9 protein-coding genes are annotated in these 16,725 nt (G+C 54.4%); 6 read left to right on the forward strand and 3 right to left on the reverse strand.

Annotated elements, in window-relative coordinates; translation table 11 throughout:
* Positions 1 to 14: 14 nt before the first annotated feature.
* On the forward strand, positions 15 to 1,055 hold the full coding sequence (locus tag AUR04nite_RS04870; protein ID WP_141362538.1) for a methionine synthase: 1,041 nt from the start codon (positions 15 to 17) through the stop codon (positions 1,053 to 1,055).
* A 968-nt stretch (positions 1,056 to 2,023) separates the two neighbouring features.
* Here AUR04nite_RS04870 and AUR04nite_RS04875 read toward each other — a convergent pair.
* From AUR04nite_RS04875 to AUR04nite_RS04885, 3 genes are all read right to left on the reverse strand, one after another.
* A complete protein-coding gene (locus AUR04nite_RS04875; protein ID WP_141362540.1) occupies positions 2,024 to 3,373 on the reverse strand; it encodes an SMODS domain-containing nucleotidyltransferase in 1,350 nt (449 codons plus the stop codon).
* The gene (locus AUR04nite_RS04880; RefSeq protein WP_170184091.1) at positions 3,370 to 4,431 is read right to left on the reverse strand and encodes an SAVED domain-containing protein; all 1,062 of its coding nucleotides are present in this window, start codon (positions 4,429 to 4,431) and stop codon (positions 3,370 to 3,372) included. The genes AUR04nite_RS04875 and AUR04nite_RS04880 overlap by 4 nt, the downstream gene beginning before the upstream one ends.
* Positions 4,432 to 4,946: 515 nt before the next feature.
* Complete coding sequence (locus tag AUR04nite_RS04885; protein ID WP_141362544.1) at positions 4,947 to 7,046, reverse strand: KAP family NTPase; 2,100 nt, start codon at positions 7,044 to 7,046, stop codon at positions 4,947 to 4,949.
* Between the two features lie 748 nt (positions 7,047 to 7,794).
* Here AUR04nite_RS04885 and AUR04nite_RS04890 point away from each other — a divergent pair.
* The 5 genes from AUR04nite_RS04890 to AUR04nite_RS04910 are packed head-to-tail and all read left to right on the forward strand — an operon-like array spanning position 7,795 to position 16,693.
* On the forward strand, positions 7,795 to 8,259 hold the full coding sequence (locus AUR04nite_RS04890) for an NYN domain-containing protein (protein ID WP_170184092.1): 465 nt from the start codon (positions 7,795 to 7,797) through the stop codon (positions 8,257 to 8,259).
* On the forward strand, positions 8,259 to 10,319 hold the full coding sequence (locus tag AUR04nite_RS04895; protein ID WP_141362548.1) for an N-6 DNA methylase: 2,061 nt from the start codon (positions 8,259 to 8,261) through the stop codon (positions 10,317 to 10,319). The genes AUR04nite_RS04890 and AUR04nite_RS04895 overlap by 1 nt, the downstream gene beginning before the upstream one ends.
* Before the next feature lie 53 nt (positions 10,320 to 10,372).
* Positions 10,373 to 12,334: a type I restriction-modification system subunit M gene (locus tag AUR04nite_RS04900; RefSeq protein WP_141362550.1), complete on the forward strand. Its 1,962-nt coding sequence runs from the start codon at positions 10,373 to 10,375 to the stop codon at positions 12,332 to 12,334.
* A complete protein-coding gene (locus AUR04nite_RS04905; RefSeq protein WP_141362552.1) occupies positions 12,331 to 13,623 on the forward strand; it encodes a restriction endonuclease subunit S in 1,293 nt (430 codons plus the stop codon). Before AUR04nite_RS04900 ends, AUR04nite_RS04905 begins: the two co-directional genes overlap by 4 nt.
* A complete protein-coding gene (locus AUR04nite_RS04910) occupies positions 13,610 to 16,693 on the forward strand; it encodes a type I restriction endonuclease subunit R (RefSeq protein ID WP_141362554.1) in 3,084 nt (1,027 codons plus the stop codon). Before AUR04nite_RS04905 ends, AUR04nite_RS04910 begins: the two co-directional genes overlap by 14 nt.
* The last annotated feature ends 32 nt before the right edge of the window (positions 16,694 to 16,725 follow it).

The raw sequence follows: 16,725 nt of genomic DNA on the forward strand, positions 1-16,725 counted from the left end.
TCAAAGGACCCATTATGACCAATCCCCTGCTTCCCACTTCCATCGTCGGCAGCCTGCCCAAGCCTTCATGGCTTTCCGAAACCGAGACCCTGTGGTCCCCATGGAAGCTAGAGGGCACGGAGCTGGCCGAGGGCAAGCAGGACGCGATGCGCTCCGCCGTGCTGGAGCAGACCCGCCGCGGCATTGACATCATTTCCGACGGAGAACAGACCCGCCAGCACTTCGTGACGACCTTCATTGAGCACCTGTCAGGCGTGGACTTTGAGAACCGCGAGACCGTGCTGATCCGCGACCGCTATGAGGCAAGCGTGCCCAGCGTTGTCGGAGCGGTAGAGCGCAAGGCTCCGGTATTCGTAGAGGACGCGAAGTTCCTGCGCACCCTGACCGACCGCCAGATCAAGTGGACCCTCCCCGGCCCAATGACCATGGTGGATACCCTGCATGACGCCTACTACGGCAGCCGCGAGAAGCTGGCCTGGGAGTTCGCGGCCATCCTGAATCAGGAGGCCAAGGAGCTGGAAGCCGCCGGCGTGGATGTCATCCAGTTCGATGAGCCTGCATTTAACGTCTTCTTTGACGAGGTGGCGGACTGGGGCGTGGCAGCCCTGGAGCGTGCCTGCGAAGGATTGAAGGCCGAGACCGTCGCGCACATTTGTTTTGGCTACGGCATCAAGGCAAACAACGACTGGAAAGCAACCCTGGGCACCCAGTGGCGCCACTACGAGAAGTCCTTCCCGCTGCTGCAGCACTCCTCCATCGACACCATCTCGCTGGAATCCCACCACTCGAATGTGCCGCTGGAGGTCGTGGAGCTGGTGCGCGGCAAGAAGGTTATGCTCGGCGCCATCGATGTGGCCAACCAGCAGGTTGAAACCCCTGAAGAGGTGGCAGAAACCCTGCGCAAGGCACTGGAATATGTGGATGCTGACAAGCTGATTGCCAGCACCAACTGCGGCATGGCGCCGTTCCCACGCGACGTAGCACTGGCTAAGCTCAGCGCACTGAGCGCTGGCGCTGCAGTACTGCGCGAGGAACTTGCCGGCGTGCGTGTCTAAGTCTCAGGCACAAGACTTGCCCGTGGAAGACTTCACGGTGATCTTCCGCGGGCACCCCAACGACGAAACACGGATCACCGCGACTGTAGCCCAAAGGACTCGGACGCCTCACCGCGTCTTCCGTAGCCTCGATGAGCTCTGACCGCCGACGCTGGTGTTCCGGCTCTCTGCAATCTCCGATTTCGCCAAAACACACGGACGAAAATACTACGGCCTGCGTTTCCGACGTCTCCACCGACCGAGACAGAATCTATCGAATGCGAAAACACCTCCAGGATTCCGCAAGCGAAATACCTGTTCATGCCAATTACGTAATCAATCAAACTGCGGACGGAGGTAGCTGGACGATAAGCTCCCAACGTTCCAGTTCCTAAACTGCACAGATTCTAATAGTGATTTTAGTTTTGACCTGTTTCCGCCGCTACCGATAACCGGCCATGCCTCCTCGAAAACTTCATCGTTGAACAAAGCGTTCCGAATCGAAGTTATGATCGAATGTTCAATCGCCGTTATAGCACGGCTACTGTCGTTACACGGATAGAGGCGCGGAAATCTCGCAGCAAGAAAAGAATTCTTCTGCTGGGAGCGTCCATGGCAGTTGCGCCAAGCACCGCCTTCAAATAGGCATCGCCACCACTTAATGCGAAGACTCACCTGCGCCCAGCGGACTCCTCTCGTTTTAGACAAGCTTCAGCTCAAGTTGTCCGTAGCGCTTCAAAATACAAAGCGCTCATGTTCGAACCGGTTTCAACGATCATTACGTGCGCGGCGGTTCGAGAAAGTTCGAAGATTGGGCTATTGCTCTCGCAATATCCTGAAAGGTAAGTATCCACTACTAAATTATTGTGTTGGTTTCGACGGTCATCACGTCCCGAGAATCATTCCGCAAATTTACTAGTGACATGATTTCAGGGAAAGTTCTTCATGCTCACCCGCCTAGCTCTATGAGGCTGCGCAATGCCAATTCATTATCTTGGCATGATAGTCACTTCCTGAATATCGGTCGCTATTGCTACACCATTTTTTACGATCCATGCTTGAACCCAGTGGTTGCCCGCAAAGTTGCTGGTTTCTGTTTTTACGGGTCCGCCCTTTATAATTTCTCCACGCAGACTATTTCGTTTGACAGCCTCGACCCCGGAATTTCGAACCTTCCAATAAATGTCATATGGTTGCTCAACTGTGCAATCTTCAATGCTAAACGTAAGACTACGACCAATGGGAACGTGATCTCCGCCCCCGCTCAATGGCCGAAACCGTCCAGCTCTTTTTCGGGTTGCCGACATTCGTCCGACAAGCCGGAATCGATGCTGGCTAGAAATTCGCACAGGAATGTGGTGATCGCGTTCGATGTCTTGTTCACCCGGAACTAGACGATATTTGAACGTTTCCACAGAGTCGGCCGATGCGCTGAGAGCGACTTCTGACGTTGTCGCGGCACCAAATTTATCGCCGAAGATTTGTCGCCATTTCTCGACACTCTCATTCGCTGGTGCGTCAAGTGCAGCGCGCATTTTATTTGCCCAGGTCTTCACTTGGCTTTTTAAGTTCAGGAAGCCTGTGTGGCTCAAACGATCTGCTAGATTTTGGCCGATGCGGTCGTCAACCCATGGAGCTGTTGCACAGGAACCGATGTGCTCGTTGAGGTCTTCCACCAGTGAGACCAAAGTTGTCGAAACGTTTTGGTAGTCATCTACTCCTGCGAAGCTATGAACCCTCTCAGTTAGCATCGCAGTGAGAACCACAGAAGCTACGTTGAGTGAGCTTCGGTCACGTAAATATTTAATGAGGCGAATTACACGAATCAGATGGCCGTGGGTCGTTCGGGAAGATTCCTCTATCCACTCCGTGAGCGCAACCGGGTCCTGATGAATCCATTCGTTGTTAATCCGGTGGGTTATGTAGGTGTCCCCATCCGCACGTGTCACGAATGGAACAACGTCGATGTGGAAATCATCGGCATAGTTAATCGTCACACAACGTTTTCCCAACGTGGTCTTCCCACGGTAGCGGCTCGAAGCCTCCAGTGCTTTTTGGAGCTCAATTGTGTATTTCTTCGGCTGCCAATCCTCCTGTTCCTCCATCGGGAGCAAGACATCGGCGTCGAAATCATTGCCAGTCAATGGACGAATGATGGTTTTGTGGGCGAATGATCCTTGCGGGATGATGTCGTCGGCTACAAGCTGACTAATTGAAGAATCTTCGCTAAGGAACGTATCTAGGCTGGACACCCGTGCTTGAAGAGTGCTTACCCGAGTCTGGTTCAGGTTGACGTGATCCCTCAAGAAGGCGTTGAACTCACGTATTCGTTCAGTCATCCCTCTACCACCATTACTTTCTCATCGAACTTGTTCTCTTGATATTGGTAAAGCACGAAATCTGGATGAACGGCGCGCATACGGCTTCGACCCATTTCTACTGCGGCGGGTGCAGGGACGGCTGCAAGGATATGCAGTCGTTTTGCGCTCGGCCATTTTTGTTCCACCAGGGAGAGTGTTTCTCTCCATGTTTTTGCGAAAGATGCTAGATCTGCTCGTGTTGCGATCGCGTCCACCGAGGGGTGTCCGTCGACGCTCATGCGCACCGACGGCGCCGCAGCCAGCTCTGAAGGTGTTCTTGCCGATGTAATTTCAGCTGTCACGTCCACGAATACCACGACGTCGGACGCATCTGTGTCCCGATCAGTGGAGGTGATCTTAAACGCTGCTGGTTCCGTCGAGTTTTCATTCCAGGTCCATGCTTCTGGTCCGTCAGTGCGAGATCGCCGGAATAGTATGGTTTCCGTTTTGTCGTCGAGTTCGGAACCCAAATGGATCAGCATGGGGATCGGTGCCATCGCAAAGACGGCAAAGACGCTTGAGTCACCGGCGGCGATGGCTTCACGTGCTCTAGCGATCTGGCGGTCGATCCTCTCGCGCGCGGCGGCCCAAGTCCATCGAGAGCTTTCATCTGCGTCGAGGGTGATGTCGAACATACCTGTGCGAGAATCGGCGTGCATACCGGTAAGCCCTGCGCCCCGCAAGGCTTCTCCGATTTGCTCTTTCGTGGGCGGGCTGAGGGTTCCTCGAACGCTGGCTGCCATCCTGATCACTATTGCAGGTCGCAGTCGTGCAAAATCTGTCACTTCGCGAACCCAGCGTTCATGCTGATCTTTTTTCTCAGTCAGAAATTGCACCGTATACTTGCTGACGTATAAGGGGGAATCGATTTTTAGGTGACAGTCGTGACATAGCAGGAGAAGGTTTTCTTCCTTTGCACGTTGACTTGCGTCGAGGCCTGAATCGCCACGAGGAGCCTTGGGACCATTTTCTGCCGCAACAATATGGGCTATCTGACCTGTTGGAATGGCATGCCAGAATTCTTTCTCATCGATCATCCATTTCGCGCAAAGAACACACCTTGCCGCGGAACGAGCCCAGATCCGAATTTTTACGGGAACTGGGACATTCGTCCTCTTAATTTCTGTATCCCTCGCTGGATGACGAGCCTCGCGGCTTGCGCTATTCCCCATGCTTGAAGCTTAGAGCATTCATCGGACATTTAGAGTTCAAATCTACTCGGGCAATCGTGGCACGGCCCTAGCACTTCACTTGGCTTTGCAAGGAAAGGGTACTCGTAGCACTTGTTTCAACTTGCCAACTATGGCGTGACAATCGCGGAGGATCAATTTATCCTCAGTCTGCTGAAGGTTTGGTTAATACTTGGACCTCATATCTCCTCTGTGGTTGCGCTCAAACGAAGGAGTCTCAAAAACTGTTCGCAGCTGGCGCACCGGAAAGGGGAGATCAAACCTTTGTTCAAGAGTCCAACATTGTCATGTGCTCTCTATCAAGTCTCGGTGTTGCATGCGCGCGGTACAGAGCTCATTTGCTCCCGTATAACCCCTGCCAGCTAGACTCCCTCGACCGCGTCGGGTGGTGGTGGATTAACTCGACCCAAAACGAACTTGCGCCGGTTTGCCCAACTCAGATCTCGAAGATCGACATGTTGAACTGGTTCGTGATACCAGGGGTCGTCTCCGGGTGGTGCGATCTGGTTGAATGTCTCCTGATCGAAGTCCGGCGAAAGTTGCCAGTCAGGTGAAACACCCATCAGGGTTCGGGCAGATGTCAGTCGCGAGGCAAGAGTCGATAGATCCACCTCATCGGTCTCAAAAAGTTGGAGTATCGAGGTTCGAAGCTCTTCCGCACGGTGGCGCAATATGAATAGCACCTGATAACCGATGCCAGATCGGATCTCCGCGTCGTCGCCTTGCCTGAGATGTTCCAGAAAGTCTGCGATTGAGTCATCAACAATCATATCTGTCACCCGGTCAGGCCAAGAAGGTCTCTTCGATGAGGATAAATCCTCGATCGTACTCTCCAACCTATTCCAAGCTCGGAGGCGAAGGGCCAAGCCATTGAATTTCCAAATGACGGTTTGAATCTTATCTACCGAGGTTTCCTTGTCGGCCCCAACGAGCAAGTCAGCAATCCAGGAGAGTATCCGATCTTGATCACTGATAAATACGTTGTCATTGACAGGCAGGTCGTTCGCCATCGGGACGAGAACTTCAGCTAATTGGATGCGGCGCGCGCTCGTAGTCGGTTGATTAGCTGGATCGATGCACTTGCTGAGCACGAGGCCCCGGAGTTCGTCCGATTGCCCGAAAATAAGATCCTTCAATTTAGCGTCATAACCATCAATCGCAGAGACGACCGCCGACTCGACCTCCCGGTCACTAACATCATGATCGAGGATACCCATTGCGAAGTACCGATCGAAATATTCTTCGTGCTGGACACTTTGTCGCCGCTGACTCCTATGAGTTGCGAGCTTTCCTTTCTCAGCGATCTTCGGGAAAAGCGCGACCAGCAAAGTCCTGGCGCTCCGCCGGAGCTCGACCGGGACAACTTCCAACAGTGGCTCTATGTCGAAGCGAATATAGCTCGCAGACCCAGCATCGAACTTTAGTTCGCTGGTGTGCCCAGAGGTTAGTTCACTTCGATACCGGGGCAGTGAGTTGAAAAGTGATGGGAAGCTGACCCTAATTAGTGTAAGTAACTGAACGTCCTCGTCATCGACTTCTTCGGAAGGAAGAAGCGGTATATGGTGTCGCAATTGCGCGATATACCGGTCAATAGCACGAGGGGTGCTCAAGAGATCCGTGAAACAGTCGATCAACCCGCTGATTCGCCGGTTAGACAAACCATCATCTGCAGTTTGGCGCGAAATTTCTTTAAAACCACTATTCAACCGAGAGATCTGCTGGTGCCGCAGCAACGGCGGGACGAATAATGGGTACTGGACAATCTTCTCCATGAACCTTTCAGCCGTACCATCGTGTGGGCTGACAGCGTTGGATGACATCATGCTTCGATATAAGGTTTCGTCATCATAAGCAAGTATGTAGTGAACGCCGTTGAACCTTCCGAGAAGTCGAACTACCTTCAAGAGAGTCAGCAACTCATCGCCATTCAGCCGGTCGATATCATCGACCACTACAAAGATAGGCTTTTGCAATTCTTTCAATTCTTCTGAAGCTTTGCCAAACGCAACCTCCCAGGAGGGCAACTTAGCCAACGCCTCACCCGCCAGCCGAATACCTTCTGCGGCCGTACCACCCGCATACGGAATGAGATTCGCTGCGGGCGCGGCCACCGACGCTGTCACAGCAAGCGCCTTTCGCACCCGTCGGCCCCTCTTCTTGGGGAGCACCTCGGCAATAGTGGAGTAGAACTCGCCCAACAATCCCATCACATCGCTCGTAGCCCAAGGGGTGAACTTGGTTACTCCCCACTCACCATGCTCCTTTTGCAGAACCTCTACAATCATGTTCACCAGTGACGTCTTACCGCTACCCCAAGGTCCACTGAGTCCAAAAACTGCGCTCGTCTCAAATGAGTGAGTACTGTGAATAAGCTCCGCGGCCCGCTGTGCATATCGCAGTCGTCCGAAAGCGTCGCCGTTACTGTCGCGGAGAGCTTCATCCGTCCACATGAGATTTTCCATGCTTCAATTATCCTCTTGCATTTCAACTCTTAGGCCGAGAATAACTTAGTTCTATGTGCTTCTAACGGACCATGCCATTGCTCGAAATGTTGGGTATTGATTTACCACCCATCGCTACGGCAACTTCGACGAATAAGGTTTCAAAGAAGTTCATGGACAAACACTTGGCCTCAGAAGCGACGGACTGGGTAATTTTCGAGACTTTAATAGTTCTGGTCTTGAACCTGTCGCTATCGGATGAATAAAGAGAACTTGGCGCGGAGCCCGTCAGAGCACGGCGATTACCTACGGCTCGTTAACAACCTTTTTAGGCAGCGCGCCCGAGGCTGAACGTGCCAGATGCATTGAGACGGAGTTGTTCAGCCAACAGGATTGCACACTCAAACGCATTCAAGTCGCAGTCAACCGATGCCGCTGACTGTTCGGACATCTTCTGAAACATGTTGGCCACCCATCGTCAAAGCAGCCTCCAGCCGGCAAGCAACCGGCGTTGAATCATAGATACAAGGGTCTTCAACTCCCTTGAGCAATGAAAATTTTGGTTTTCGCGAGACTGACCAAAGAACAAAGTGATTCGCAATCTAGCATTTGACATGGGGTATTTAGAGTAATAACCAACCCTCATTAAGATCTCGAAAAGTTATTGAAGCGATTTTTTACTGAAAACATGTTTTCAGCTTGTCTTCCGCTTCTTGGTGGTTTAGGGTTGAGTCATAACACAGGACAACTCGACCAAGGGAGGATCGCTGTGAACACCGCAAACCGAACACTGCATCTCATTGACCTTGAGAACCAGCTCGGCACCGGCTGCATCAAGGCAGATGAAATCACTAAGTTCATGGCCCTCTACAGGGACGTGACGCACATGCAAGAGACAGACCATGTCATCATTGCCGTCTCAAGCAGCGCTGGGCTGTTGGAGCTGGCCATGGCAGGCACTACCCCCTACCGCTACCTGCACAAATCAGGCAAGGATGGCGCCGACCATGAACTGCAGAACGTGATGCTGCTTGAAAACATCGCTGAACGCTTCGACCGCATCGTGCTTGCTTCGGGTGATGGTGGATTCGTCGACGCAGTTCTCGCACTTGGCCAAGAAGGCGCATATGTGACCGTCGTCGGCCGCACCGGGCACATTTCCAAGCGGCTGCAACTCGTAGCCCGCTCAATGATTGAACTTCCGATCTACGATATTGAAAGGCTCGCAGCCTAATGACCACAACCAAAGATCAGCAGCTCGTCAGTATCAGCGACATCGCAGAACTGACTGGCTTGAAAGTGCCTACCGTCAGCAACTGGCGACGCCGCGACGGTACGTTCCCCCAGCCAGCAGCAGGAACTAGCGCCCGTCCCTTGTTCTCCTTGGAAGAAGTCAAAGAATGGACGCTCAAGACTGGGAAGAACGTACAGTTCCATGAACGAGGCGCCGTGCAGTCCATTGCAGACTTGTTGCGCGGACGATACGACGTCACCAGATACCATCAAGTGCTTTTTCCTTTGCTGGCCCTGGCTCGATGGGTACAGGCCAACGATCAGCGCCCGCTCGCTGAAACCAGCAAAGATGACTTCATTGAGCTCGCGAAGCGCAGTATTGATTCCTTGTCACAGGACCGACCTCTTGTTGCCGCTTCCATGGAGCAGCTGCTTTCTGAATCAACACAGCTTGGCGACAAAGATCTGCTCGCCAATGTCTTCAGCAAGATCCTCGCACACGGGAATCCAGGGCAGCTCGCCGCAGAGCTGACTGACTTGGTGCGGAAAACTTCGTGGATTGGCGGAGCCGAGCATCTTTCCACGCCGGCTTTTTCAGATTTCCTCGTGGCTTTGCTGCCGCGTGGAGGCTCCGATTTTGCTGATTTCGGCAGTGGCTACGGGCAAACACTTTCCACTGCAGCACGCTTCGAACCCAGCTGGTCCCTAACTGGCTTGGACATCAACGTTCAAGCCAGTCAAGTCGCAGCATGCCTTCTCTACACCAAAGGTGTCCACGCCGAATTGCTCTCAAAGGATGTATTGCGTTCTGCACATGAAGCGAGCTTTGACCGGATTACCTTCCATGCACCCTTCGGCACGCGACTCAACGACGAAGATCTGCAGGAAATCGTTTGGCCGTTCGGCAGGCCACCCCGAAGCAACGCGGATGCGGCATGGCCGCAAGTCGCTTACCGTTCGTTGCGGCAAGACGGTTGTGCAGTTGTGGTCGTGGCGACGAATGTTCTCATGAGGGGAAGCACCACGCGGGATATCCTCAAGCGCATGGTGTCCCAAGGAGCGATCGAAGCTGTCGTTTCTCTGCCCGGAAAGACTCAAATCAATACTGCAATTCCAGTGAGTATCCTAGTTCTTCGCAAGAGCAGTGCTCCTTCTGAAGTATTGATGATTGATGTTACCCAGTCGGACGCGGGGACCAGCCAGAACGCTCAAGACATAGACATCGCTGATGCCTACGCCAAAGCTATCGCTTCGCTCGAAGCATGGCGCCAGCAAGGCACGCTTGATACTGAGATTTCAGCGGCTGTTCCCCTTACCGAACTTTTAGCCCCTGATGCTGTGCTTCTCCCCCAGCGCTGGCTGCTCACGGTGGAAGACCCCGACAAGAACAAGCACTTGGTTGAAGATGTCTACGCCTCCTATAGTGCATTAGCCGATGCAGCACAGCAACAGCCAGAGCTCCCAGCGCTCCTGTCAGTTGCCGAAGCGTCCCAAGTTGTCCCTCTGCGCGCGCTAACCGAAGTTGGAACCGTCGTCCGCGGCGACTTTTCCTCAACACGAAGCTCGGCAGCCGACACGACTTCTTCGCCAAAGGTTCAAGTAGTTACCATGGGAACTGTGCGTACCGGACGCTCGGAAGAACGAACCAGCTCCGCACGAACTGCAAAGAAATCGCCTGTCGCAACCCAGACAGGAGACATTCTGATAACCACGACAGGACCACGAATCAATGCATGCGTATGGGATGAAGAAGGCCTCGCCGTTGACAAGAATGTCACCATCTTGAGGGACCTCAGCCAAGCCTGGGACCCCTACTATGTCGCGTCGCAGATCACCGCGGAAAGCAACCAGGCAATGCTGACCGGAATCACCATCAAACGTGTCGATGCAAAACATCTTCTTGTCGCCCAGTTGTCACCGGAAGCACAACAAGCTATCGGCCAGGCAGTCCGTGACTATTCGGCTTTCGCAAACGCCGCCCGGAACACCGCAGCCAAGGCAGAAGAACACCTCGCCGCATTGCAAAACTCCGTATCCAGCGGAACCATCGCCCCGGCCTAAAAAGCACCCCGCAAGACCCCCCATTATTACATTTCATCAAGGACCACCTGCGAATGAGCAACCACGCAACATTCATCTGGAGCATCGCCGACCTGCTCCGAGGCAACTTCAAAGCCCACCAGTACGGTGACTTCATTTTGCCCTTCACCGTCCTGCGCCGCCTCGACGCAGTCTTGGCAGACACCAAGCCAAAAGTTCTAGAAGCTGTCGCCGACGCAGAAGCCAAAGGCCTGCCCGTCCGCCCAGTGTTGCTCAAGACCCGCGCCGGGCACCAGCACTCCTTCTACAACACCAGCCGCTACGACCTGACTACTCTGGTCGGCGACCCTGAAAACCTACGCGAAAACCTGCTCGCCTACCTCAATGCCTTCTCCGAAAACGTGCGTGACATCTTCACCAAGTACAAGATCGAAGACCGCATCGAAGAACTCGAAGAAAGCAACCTGCTCCTTCTGGTCATCCAGCAGTTCGCTGACGTCGACCTGCACCCAGGCAGTGTCTCCAACGCAGAAATGGGTCACATCTTCGAAGAACTGATCCGCAAGTTCGCCGAAGCATCCAACGAAACCGCCGGTGAGCACTTCACTCCACGTGAAGTCATCGAACTCATGGTCGACCTGCTCTTCGCCAATGATGACGAAGCCCTGCGTGACGGGGACATCGTCCGCTCCGTCTACGACCCGACGGCCGGCACCGGCGGCATGCTCTCCGTCGCCGAAGATCATCTCAAGGAAATGAACCCCCGCGCCCGCCTCACCTTGGCTGGCCAGGAACTCAACGCGCAGTCCTACGCGATCTGCAAGGCCGACATGGTCATCAAGGGACAGGCCGTCGACGCGATCGTCAACGACGACACCCTGCTCAATGACGGACATGCTGGCTCCACCTTCAACTATTGCCTGTCCAACCCGCCCTTCGGCGTGGACTGGAAGAAGCAGGAAAAGACCGTCCGTGAAGAACACAACGAGAAGGGCTTCGCAGGCCGCTTCGGCCCAGGACTGCCCCGCGTCTCTGACGGGTCCATGCTGTTCCTGCTGCACCTGATTTCCAAAATGCGCGAACCAGGCGAAGACACCACCGGTGGCCGCGCGGCCATCGTATTGAACGGCTCCCCGCTGTTCACCGGCGGCGCTGGCTCAGGCGAATCAAACATCCGCAAGTGGCTGCTCGAACGCGACTACCTCGAAGCGATCATCGCCCTGCCCACCGACATGTTCTATAACACCGGCATCAGCACCTACGTCTGGGTACTGTCCAAGGAAAAACCGACCGAACGCAAGAACAAGGTCCAGCTGGTCGACGGGTCCAAGATGTTCCGTAAGATGCGCAAGGGTCTGGGATCCAAGCGCAACGAATTGGGACCAGAAGACATCGAGAAGATCGTAAACCTCTACGGCGACTTCACCGAAACCGAGCAGTCCAAGATCTTCAACACCACTGATTTCTTCTACCGCACCATCACCGTTGAACGGCCGCTGAAGCTAAACTTCGCCACTACCTCCGATCGCATCGACACCGCTCTGACTGCCAAAGCCTTGGCCAAGCTCACCGCCGCAACCCAGGCCACTCTGCGTACCGCACTGGAATCCATGGACGCAGGCAAGGTTTGGAAGAACCGGGACGAGTTCACCAAGGCACTGAAACTTCGGATGAAGACCAGTGGCGTTGACTTGAACGCACCTCAGTTCAAGACTCTGGTCTTGGGCCTGTCTGAGCGGGATGAGACGGCAGATGTGTGCACCGGTGCCAAGAGCAAGATCGAAGCTGACGCGGATCTGCGTGATACCGAGAACGTGCCATGGGACGAAGACATCCACGCCTATCTGGAGCGTGAAGTGAAGTCGTTCGTTCCTGATGCTTGGATCGACGAGGCTAAGACGAAAGAAGGCTGCGAGATCCCGTTCACCCGTCACTTCTACCAGTATGTGCCGCCGCGTCCTCTGGATGAGATCGATGCTGACCTCGACGCGGTTCTAGGCCGCATCCGCGCACGTCTTGAGCAGGTGAAGGCATGAGTCGAAAAACTCGTCTTCGCTTTCTAATCGATCTGAATCCCGCGGTGCCAATGCAGGTGAGGAATGCACCTGAACAAGAAGCGACTTTCTTGCCAATGGAAGCCATCAAAGAGCATGGCGGCTTCGATGGCTCGAGGTCACGTCCCGTCAAAGATTTACTGACAGGATATTCGTATTTCGAAAACGGTGATATCGCATATGCCAAAGTGACGCCATGCTTTGAAAACGGAAAAATTACGGTTCTAGATAACTTAGATTTAGAATTCGGTTTTGGCACCACAGAAGTTACAGTTGTACGGCCTAATGCTCATATCGACAGACGGTATCTGTTTTATGTCCTGCAAGAGGATTCCTTCAAACAGTTTGGAAAGGCTTCCATGACGGGTGCAGGAGGTCTAAAAAGAGTCCCGGAAAGCTTCACTAAGGACTTTGTCGTTCAATTGCCTGAGCTTCCACAGCAGAAATCCATCGCTACATTTTTGGATCGTGAGACCACTGAGATCGATGCTTTTATCGCGGATCAGGAAGAACTTATTGAGTTGCTGTCCGAGCGCCGTACAGCAACGATCACCCACGCAGTCACCAAGGGGCTTAATCCTAACGCACCAATGAAAGACAGCGGCGTAGATTGGCTAGGAGAAATACCTTCTCATTGGGAGGTACGAAGCGGCAGACGATTTTTCAAGGTCCGCAACGAAAAGGCAATGGCAGAAGACGAACAACTTGCAGCTACACAGGAATTCGGGGTTATCAAGCAACAGCAATACATCGAGCTGACTGGTAACAGAGTCGTGACTGTTCAAAAAGGCTTCGACATACTGAAGCACGTCGAAGCCGGCGATTTTGTAATCAGTATGCGAAGTTTTCAAGGTGGTCTGGAGTATTCGGAAGTATCGGGAAAAATCAGTTCCGCATACGTGATGCTTACAAATACTCGGCCAGTCTTCAAAAAGTACGTTAAGTATTTGTTCAAATCAACAGGATACATTTCCGCGCTACGCTCTACCTCTAATCTTGTGAGAGATGGACAAGCCATGCGTTTTTCAAACTTTGCAATGGTCCCAATCGCCATGCCTCCGCTCTCTGAACAGGCAGCTCTTGCCGACTTCATTGAACAAGAAACAAGTGAGATCGACAATGCGATCGCTGACGCGCGTGAAGCGATCGCGTTGTCCAAGGAACGACGCGCCGCGGTGATCAGTGCCGCGGTCACCGGGAAGATCGACGTCCGCAGCATCATCGATCCGGCAATCAGTGGTGTGGAAGGATCGTCCGTTGGCGCTGCATAACGAAATCGAATTCGAAAACGAAATCTGCGAGTACCTCGCAGCCCAAGGATGGTACTACTCCCCTACCGATGAAGGGTACGACCGCGATCGCGCTCTCTTCCCCGAGGACGTGTTCGGCTGGCTCGAAGACACCGCCCCAGACGAACTGGCCAAGATGCTCAAGCCAGGGTTGAACCCGGCTTTGCTCGCCAAGGCCAAGGTTCGTCTACTAGACCGCCTAGTCACAGTCATGGGCCTGGACCCGTTCAATGGCGGAGGCACGCTGAACGCCATCAAGAAGAGCTTCGCCGTCACCCCGGCGTCCTTCCGCATGTTCCAGTCCAAGCCTGCCGACGGACTGAACCCCGTCACTATCAAACGCTACGGCCAGAACCGATTGCGCGTGATGCGGCAAGTGCACTACTCCACCAGCAACAACAAGTCCCTGGACTTGGTCTTCTTCCTCAACGGCATCCCCGTGGCCACCGTCGAGCTGAAAACTGACCTGACCCAAGACGCCCAGGCAGCACTGAAGCAATACAAGCAGGACCGCAACCCCAAGGACGAGCCGCTACTCACCTACAGGCGCGGCGCCCTGGTGCACTTCGTGGTGTCCAACCAAGAAGTGCACATGACCACGAAGCTGGAAGGCACCTCCACACGGTTCCTTCCCTTCAACGCCGGCAATAACAACGGAGCAGGCAACACACCGCGTGAAGGGACCAGTCCCACCGCTTACTTCTGGGAAGAACTGCTCGAACGCGATGCGTGGCTGACCGTGCTGGGCAAGTTCATCCACTACCGCTTCGAGGAGGACACCCACCCGATCACCGGGAAAAAGACTTTCAAAGCCTCCACCCGGTTCCCCCGCTACCACCAGTGGCGCGCCGTCAACGCCCTGTCCGAAGCCGCTCTGGCTGAAGGGCCAGGGCATAACTACCTGATCCAACACTCAGCCGGGTCTGGCAAGACTGACTCCATCGCTTGGACTGCCTACCGGCTTGCGTCCCTGCATCGTGGGGACGGGTCGAAGGTCTTTGACGGGGTCATCGTGATCTCTGACCGCACCGTGCTGGATGGGCAGTTGCAAAAAGCCATCGAACAATTGGAAACGGTAGCCGGAGTCTTCGCACCGATTACCCGTGGCTCCGAAGGATCTAAGTCTTCCCAGCTAGCTGACGCGTTGCTCAAGGGACGGCAGATTATCGGCGTCACCCTGCAGACCTTCCCGCATGCGTTGGAAGAGATCCGCAAGAACAAGGGTTTAGCTGGACGCAACTACGCGATCATCGCCGATGAAGCACACTCTTCCCAGTCCGGGGACGCGGCCAAATCGCTGAAGAAAGTCCTGACCAGTCTCGGTCTCGATGAGAACGACGAGGTGAGCACCGAGGACGTACTCGCGGCGGAAATGGCAGCCCGCGCAGGTGGCACGGGAAACCTGTCGTTCTTTGCGTTCACTGCCACTCCGAAGGCGAAAACTATTGAACTGTTCGGCCGCCCCGATGAGAACGGCGTACCGCAGGTTTTCGACCTGTATTCGATGAAGCAAGCCATTGAAGAAGGTTTCATCCTCGACGTGCTACAGAACTACACCACCTACCAGATGGCGGCGCGGATCGCCCACGCCAACGAAAAGACAGCCGAGCAGGAAGTCGACCGGGACCAGGGCGCCAAAGCGTTGATGCAGTGGGTGAAGCTGCACCCGCACAACATCGCCCAGAAAGTCGCGGTCATCGTCGAGCATTTCCGGCAGAACGTCGCCCACCACTTGGCTGGCCGGGCCAAGGCCATGGTCGTCACTTCGTCCCGTAAAGAAGCCGTGCGCTACAAGCTGGCCATTGACGACTATCTGCGCGCCAAGGGCCTCCAATCCGAACTGGCTGCCCTGGTGGCATTCTCCGGGGACGTCAACGACCCTGAATCCGGGACCGAGCCGTTCAACGAGCACAATATGAACCCCGGGTTAAAGGGCCGCTCGCTCACCAAGGCGTTCGGCACTGACGAGTACCAGATCATGCTGGTGGCCAATAAGTTCCAGACCGGCTTCGACCAGCCACTACTGGTCGGCATGTATGTGGACAAGAAGCTCTCCGGCATCGCCGCCGTGCAGACTCTCTCCCGTTTGAACCGTATCATCCCAGGCAAAGACCAGACGTTCGTCCTGGACTTCGTCAACGACCCTGGGATCATTCTTGAAGCGTTCCAGACGTACTACGAGGACGCGTCTATCAAGCAGGAATCCAACCCAGACATCATTCACGACATGATCATGAAACTTGATGCCATGGGGATCTATAACGACAGGGATGTGGACCTGGTCGCGCAGAAATGGGTGGCCCAGCGCAACCACAACGGCCTCGTGTCGCACTTGCAGCCGGCCATTGACGTGTTCAAGCATCGGCACAAGACCGCGGTGTTCAACAACGACAAGCTGGAGCTGGAAAAGCTGGAAGAGTTCCGCAAGACCGCCGGCGCGTTCAACAAGTCCTATGATTTCTTCTCCCAGATCATCGATTACGGCGATACCCGGGTAGAGAAATTGGCGATCTACCTGAAACTGCTGTCCAAGGCCCTACAGACCACCGCGACCGGCAACAGGATCGACCTGACTGACGTGGTACTGACCCACTATGCGTTAAAGAAGCAGGAAACCCAGGACCTGAAACTAACCACTGGAGAGGGCAAGGGGCTGAAGGGCATGACCGGTGCTGGATCCGGTGTTCCACGGGAGAAGACCTCCGAGACTTTCGGCGGGTTGATCGAACAGATCAACAAGATCTTCGAAGGCACCGGCGTCAGCGATGAAGACAGAGTGAACGTATTTGAGTCCATCCTGCGGCACGCTGTGTCCCACGAGCAGCTGCAACGCGAAGCCGTGGCCAATGGCCCATCTGATTTCAGTACTTCACCAACCCTGATAGAGGTCATCGAGGAACTGATTTATACCGCAGGTGAAGGACATCAGAACGCGATCAATGTCCTGCTATCACTAGGTAGCCCAGAGAAAATTGTCGAAGTCCTCCTCGCGGCCGGACTGCAGAAGCGCTTGCGAGAGCAAGCACAGAAAGACGCCCAAGACAACGAATAACAAATTCGGTTCTTGCGTGGGAGCTGCAACTG

The organism is Glutamicibacter uratoxydans (genome assembly GCF_006539925.1).
GTDB classification, from domain to species: domain Bacteria; phylum Actinomycetota; class Actinomycetes; order Actinomycetales; family Micrococcaceae; genus Glutamicibacter; species Glutamicibacter uratoxydans.

Excerpts from the sequence above, each read along its gene's own strand:
- AUR04nite_RS04870 (WP_141362538.1), top strand. The coding sequence starts at position 15 with ATGACCAATCCCCTGCTTCCCACTTCCATCGTCGGCAGCCTGCCCAAG.
- AUR04nite_RS04875 (WP_141362540.1), bottom strand. The coding sequence starts at position 3,373 with ATGACTGAACGAATACGTGAGTTCAACGCCTTCTTGAGGGATCACGTC.
- AUR04nite_RS04880 (WP_170184091.1), bottom strand. The coding sequence starts at position 4,431 with ATGATCGATGAGAAAGAATTCTGGCATGCCATTCCAACAGGTCAGATA.
- AUR04nite_RS04885 (WP_141362544.1), bottom strand. The coding sequence starts at position 7,046 with ATGGAAAATCTCATGTGGACGGATGAAGCTCTCCGCGACAGTAACGGC.
- AUR04nite_RS04895 (WP_141362548.1), top strand. The coding sequence starts at position 8,259 with ATGACCACAACCAAAGATCAGCAGCTCGTCAGTATCAGCGACATCGCA.
- AUR04nite_RS04900 (WP_141362550.1), top strand. The coding sequence starts at position 10,373 with ATGAGCAACCACGCAACATTCATCTGGAGCATCGCCGACCTGCTCCGA.
- AUR04nite_RS04905 (WP_141362552.1), top strand. The coding sequence starts at position 12,331 with ATGAGTCGAAAAACTCGTCTTCGCTTTCTAATCGATCTGAATCCCGCG.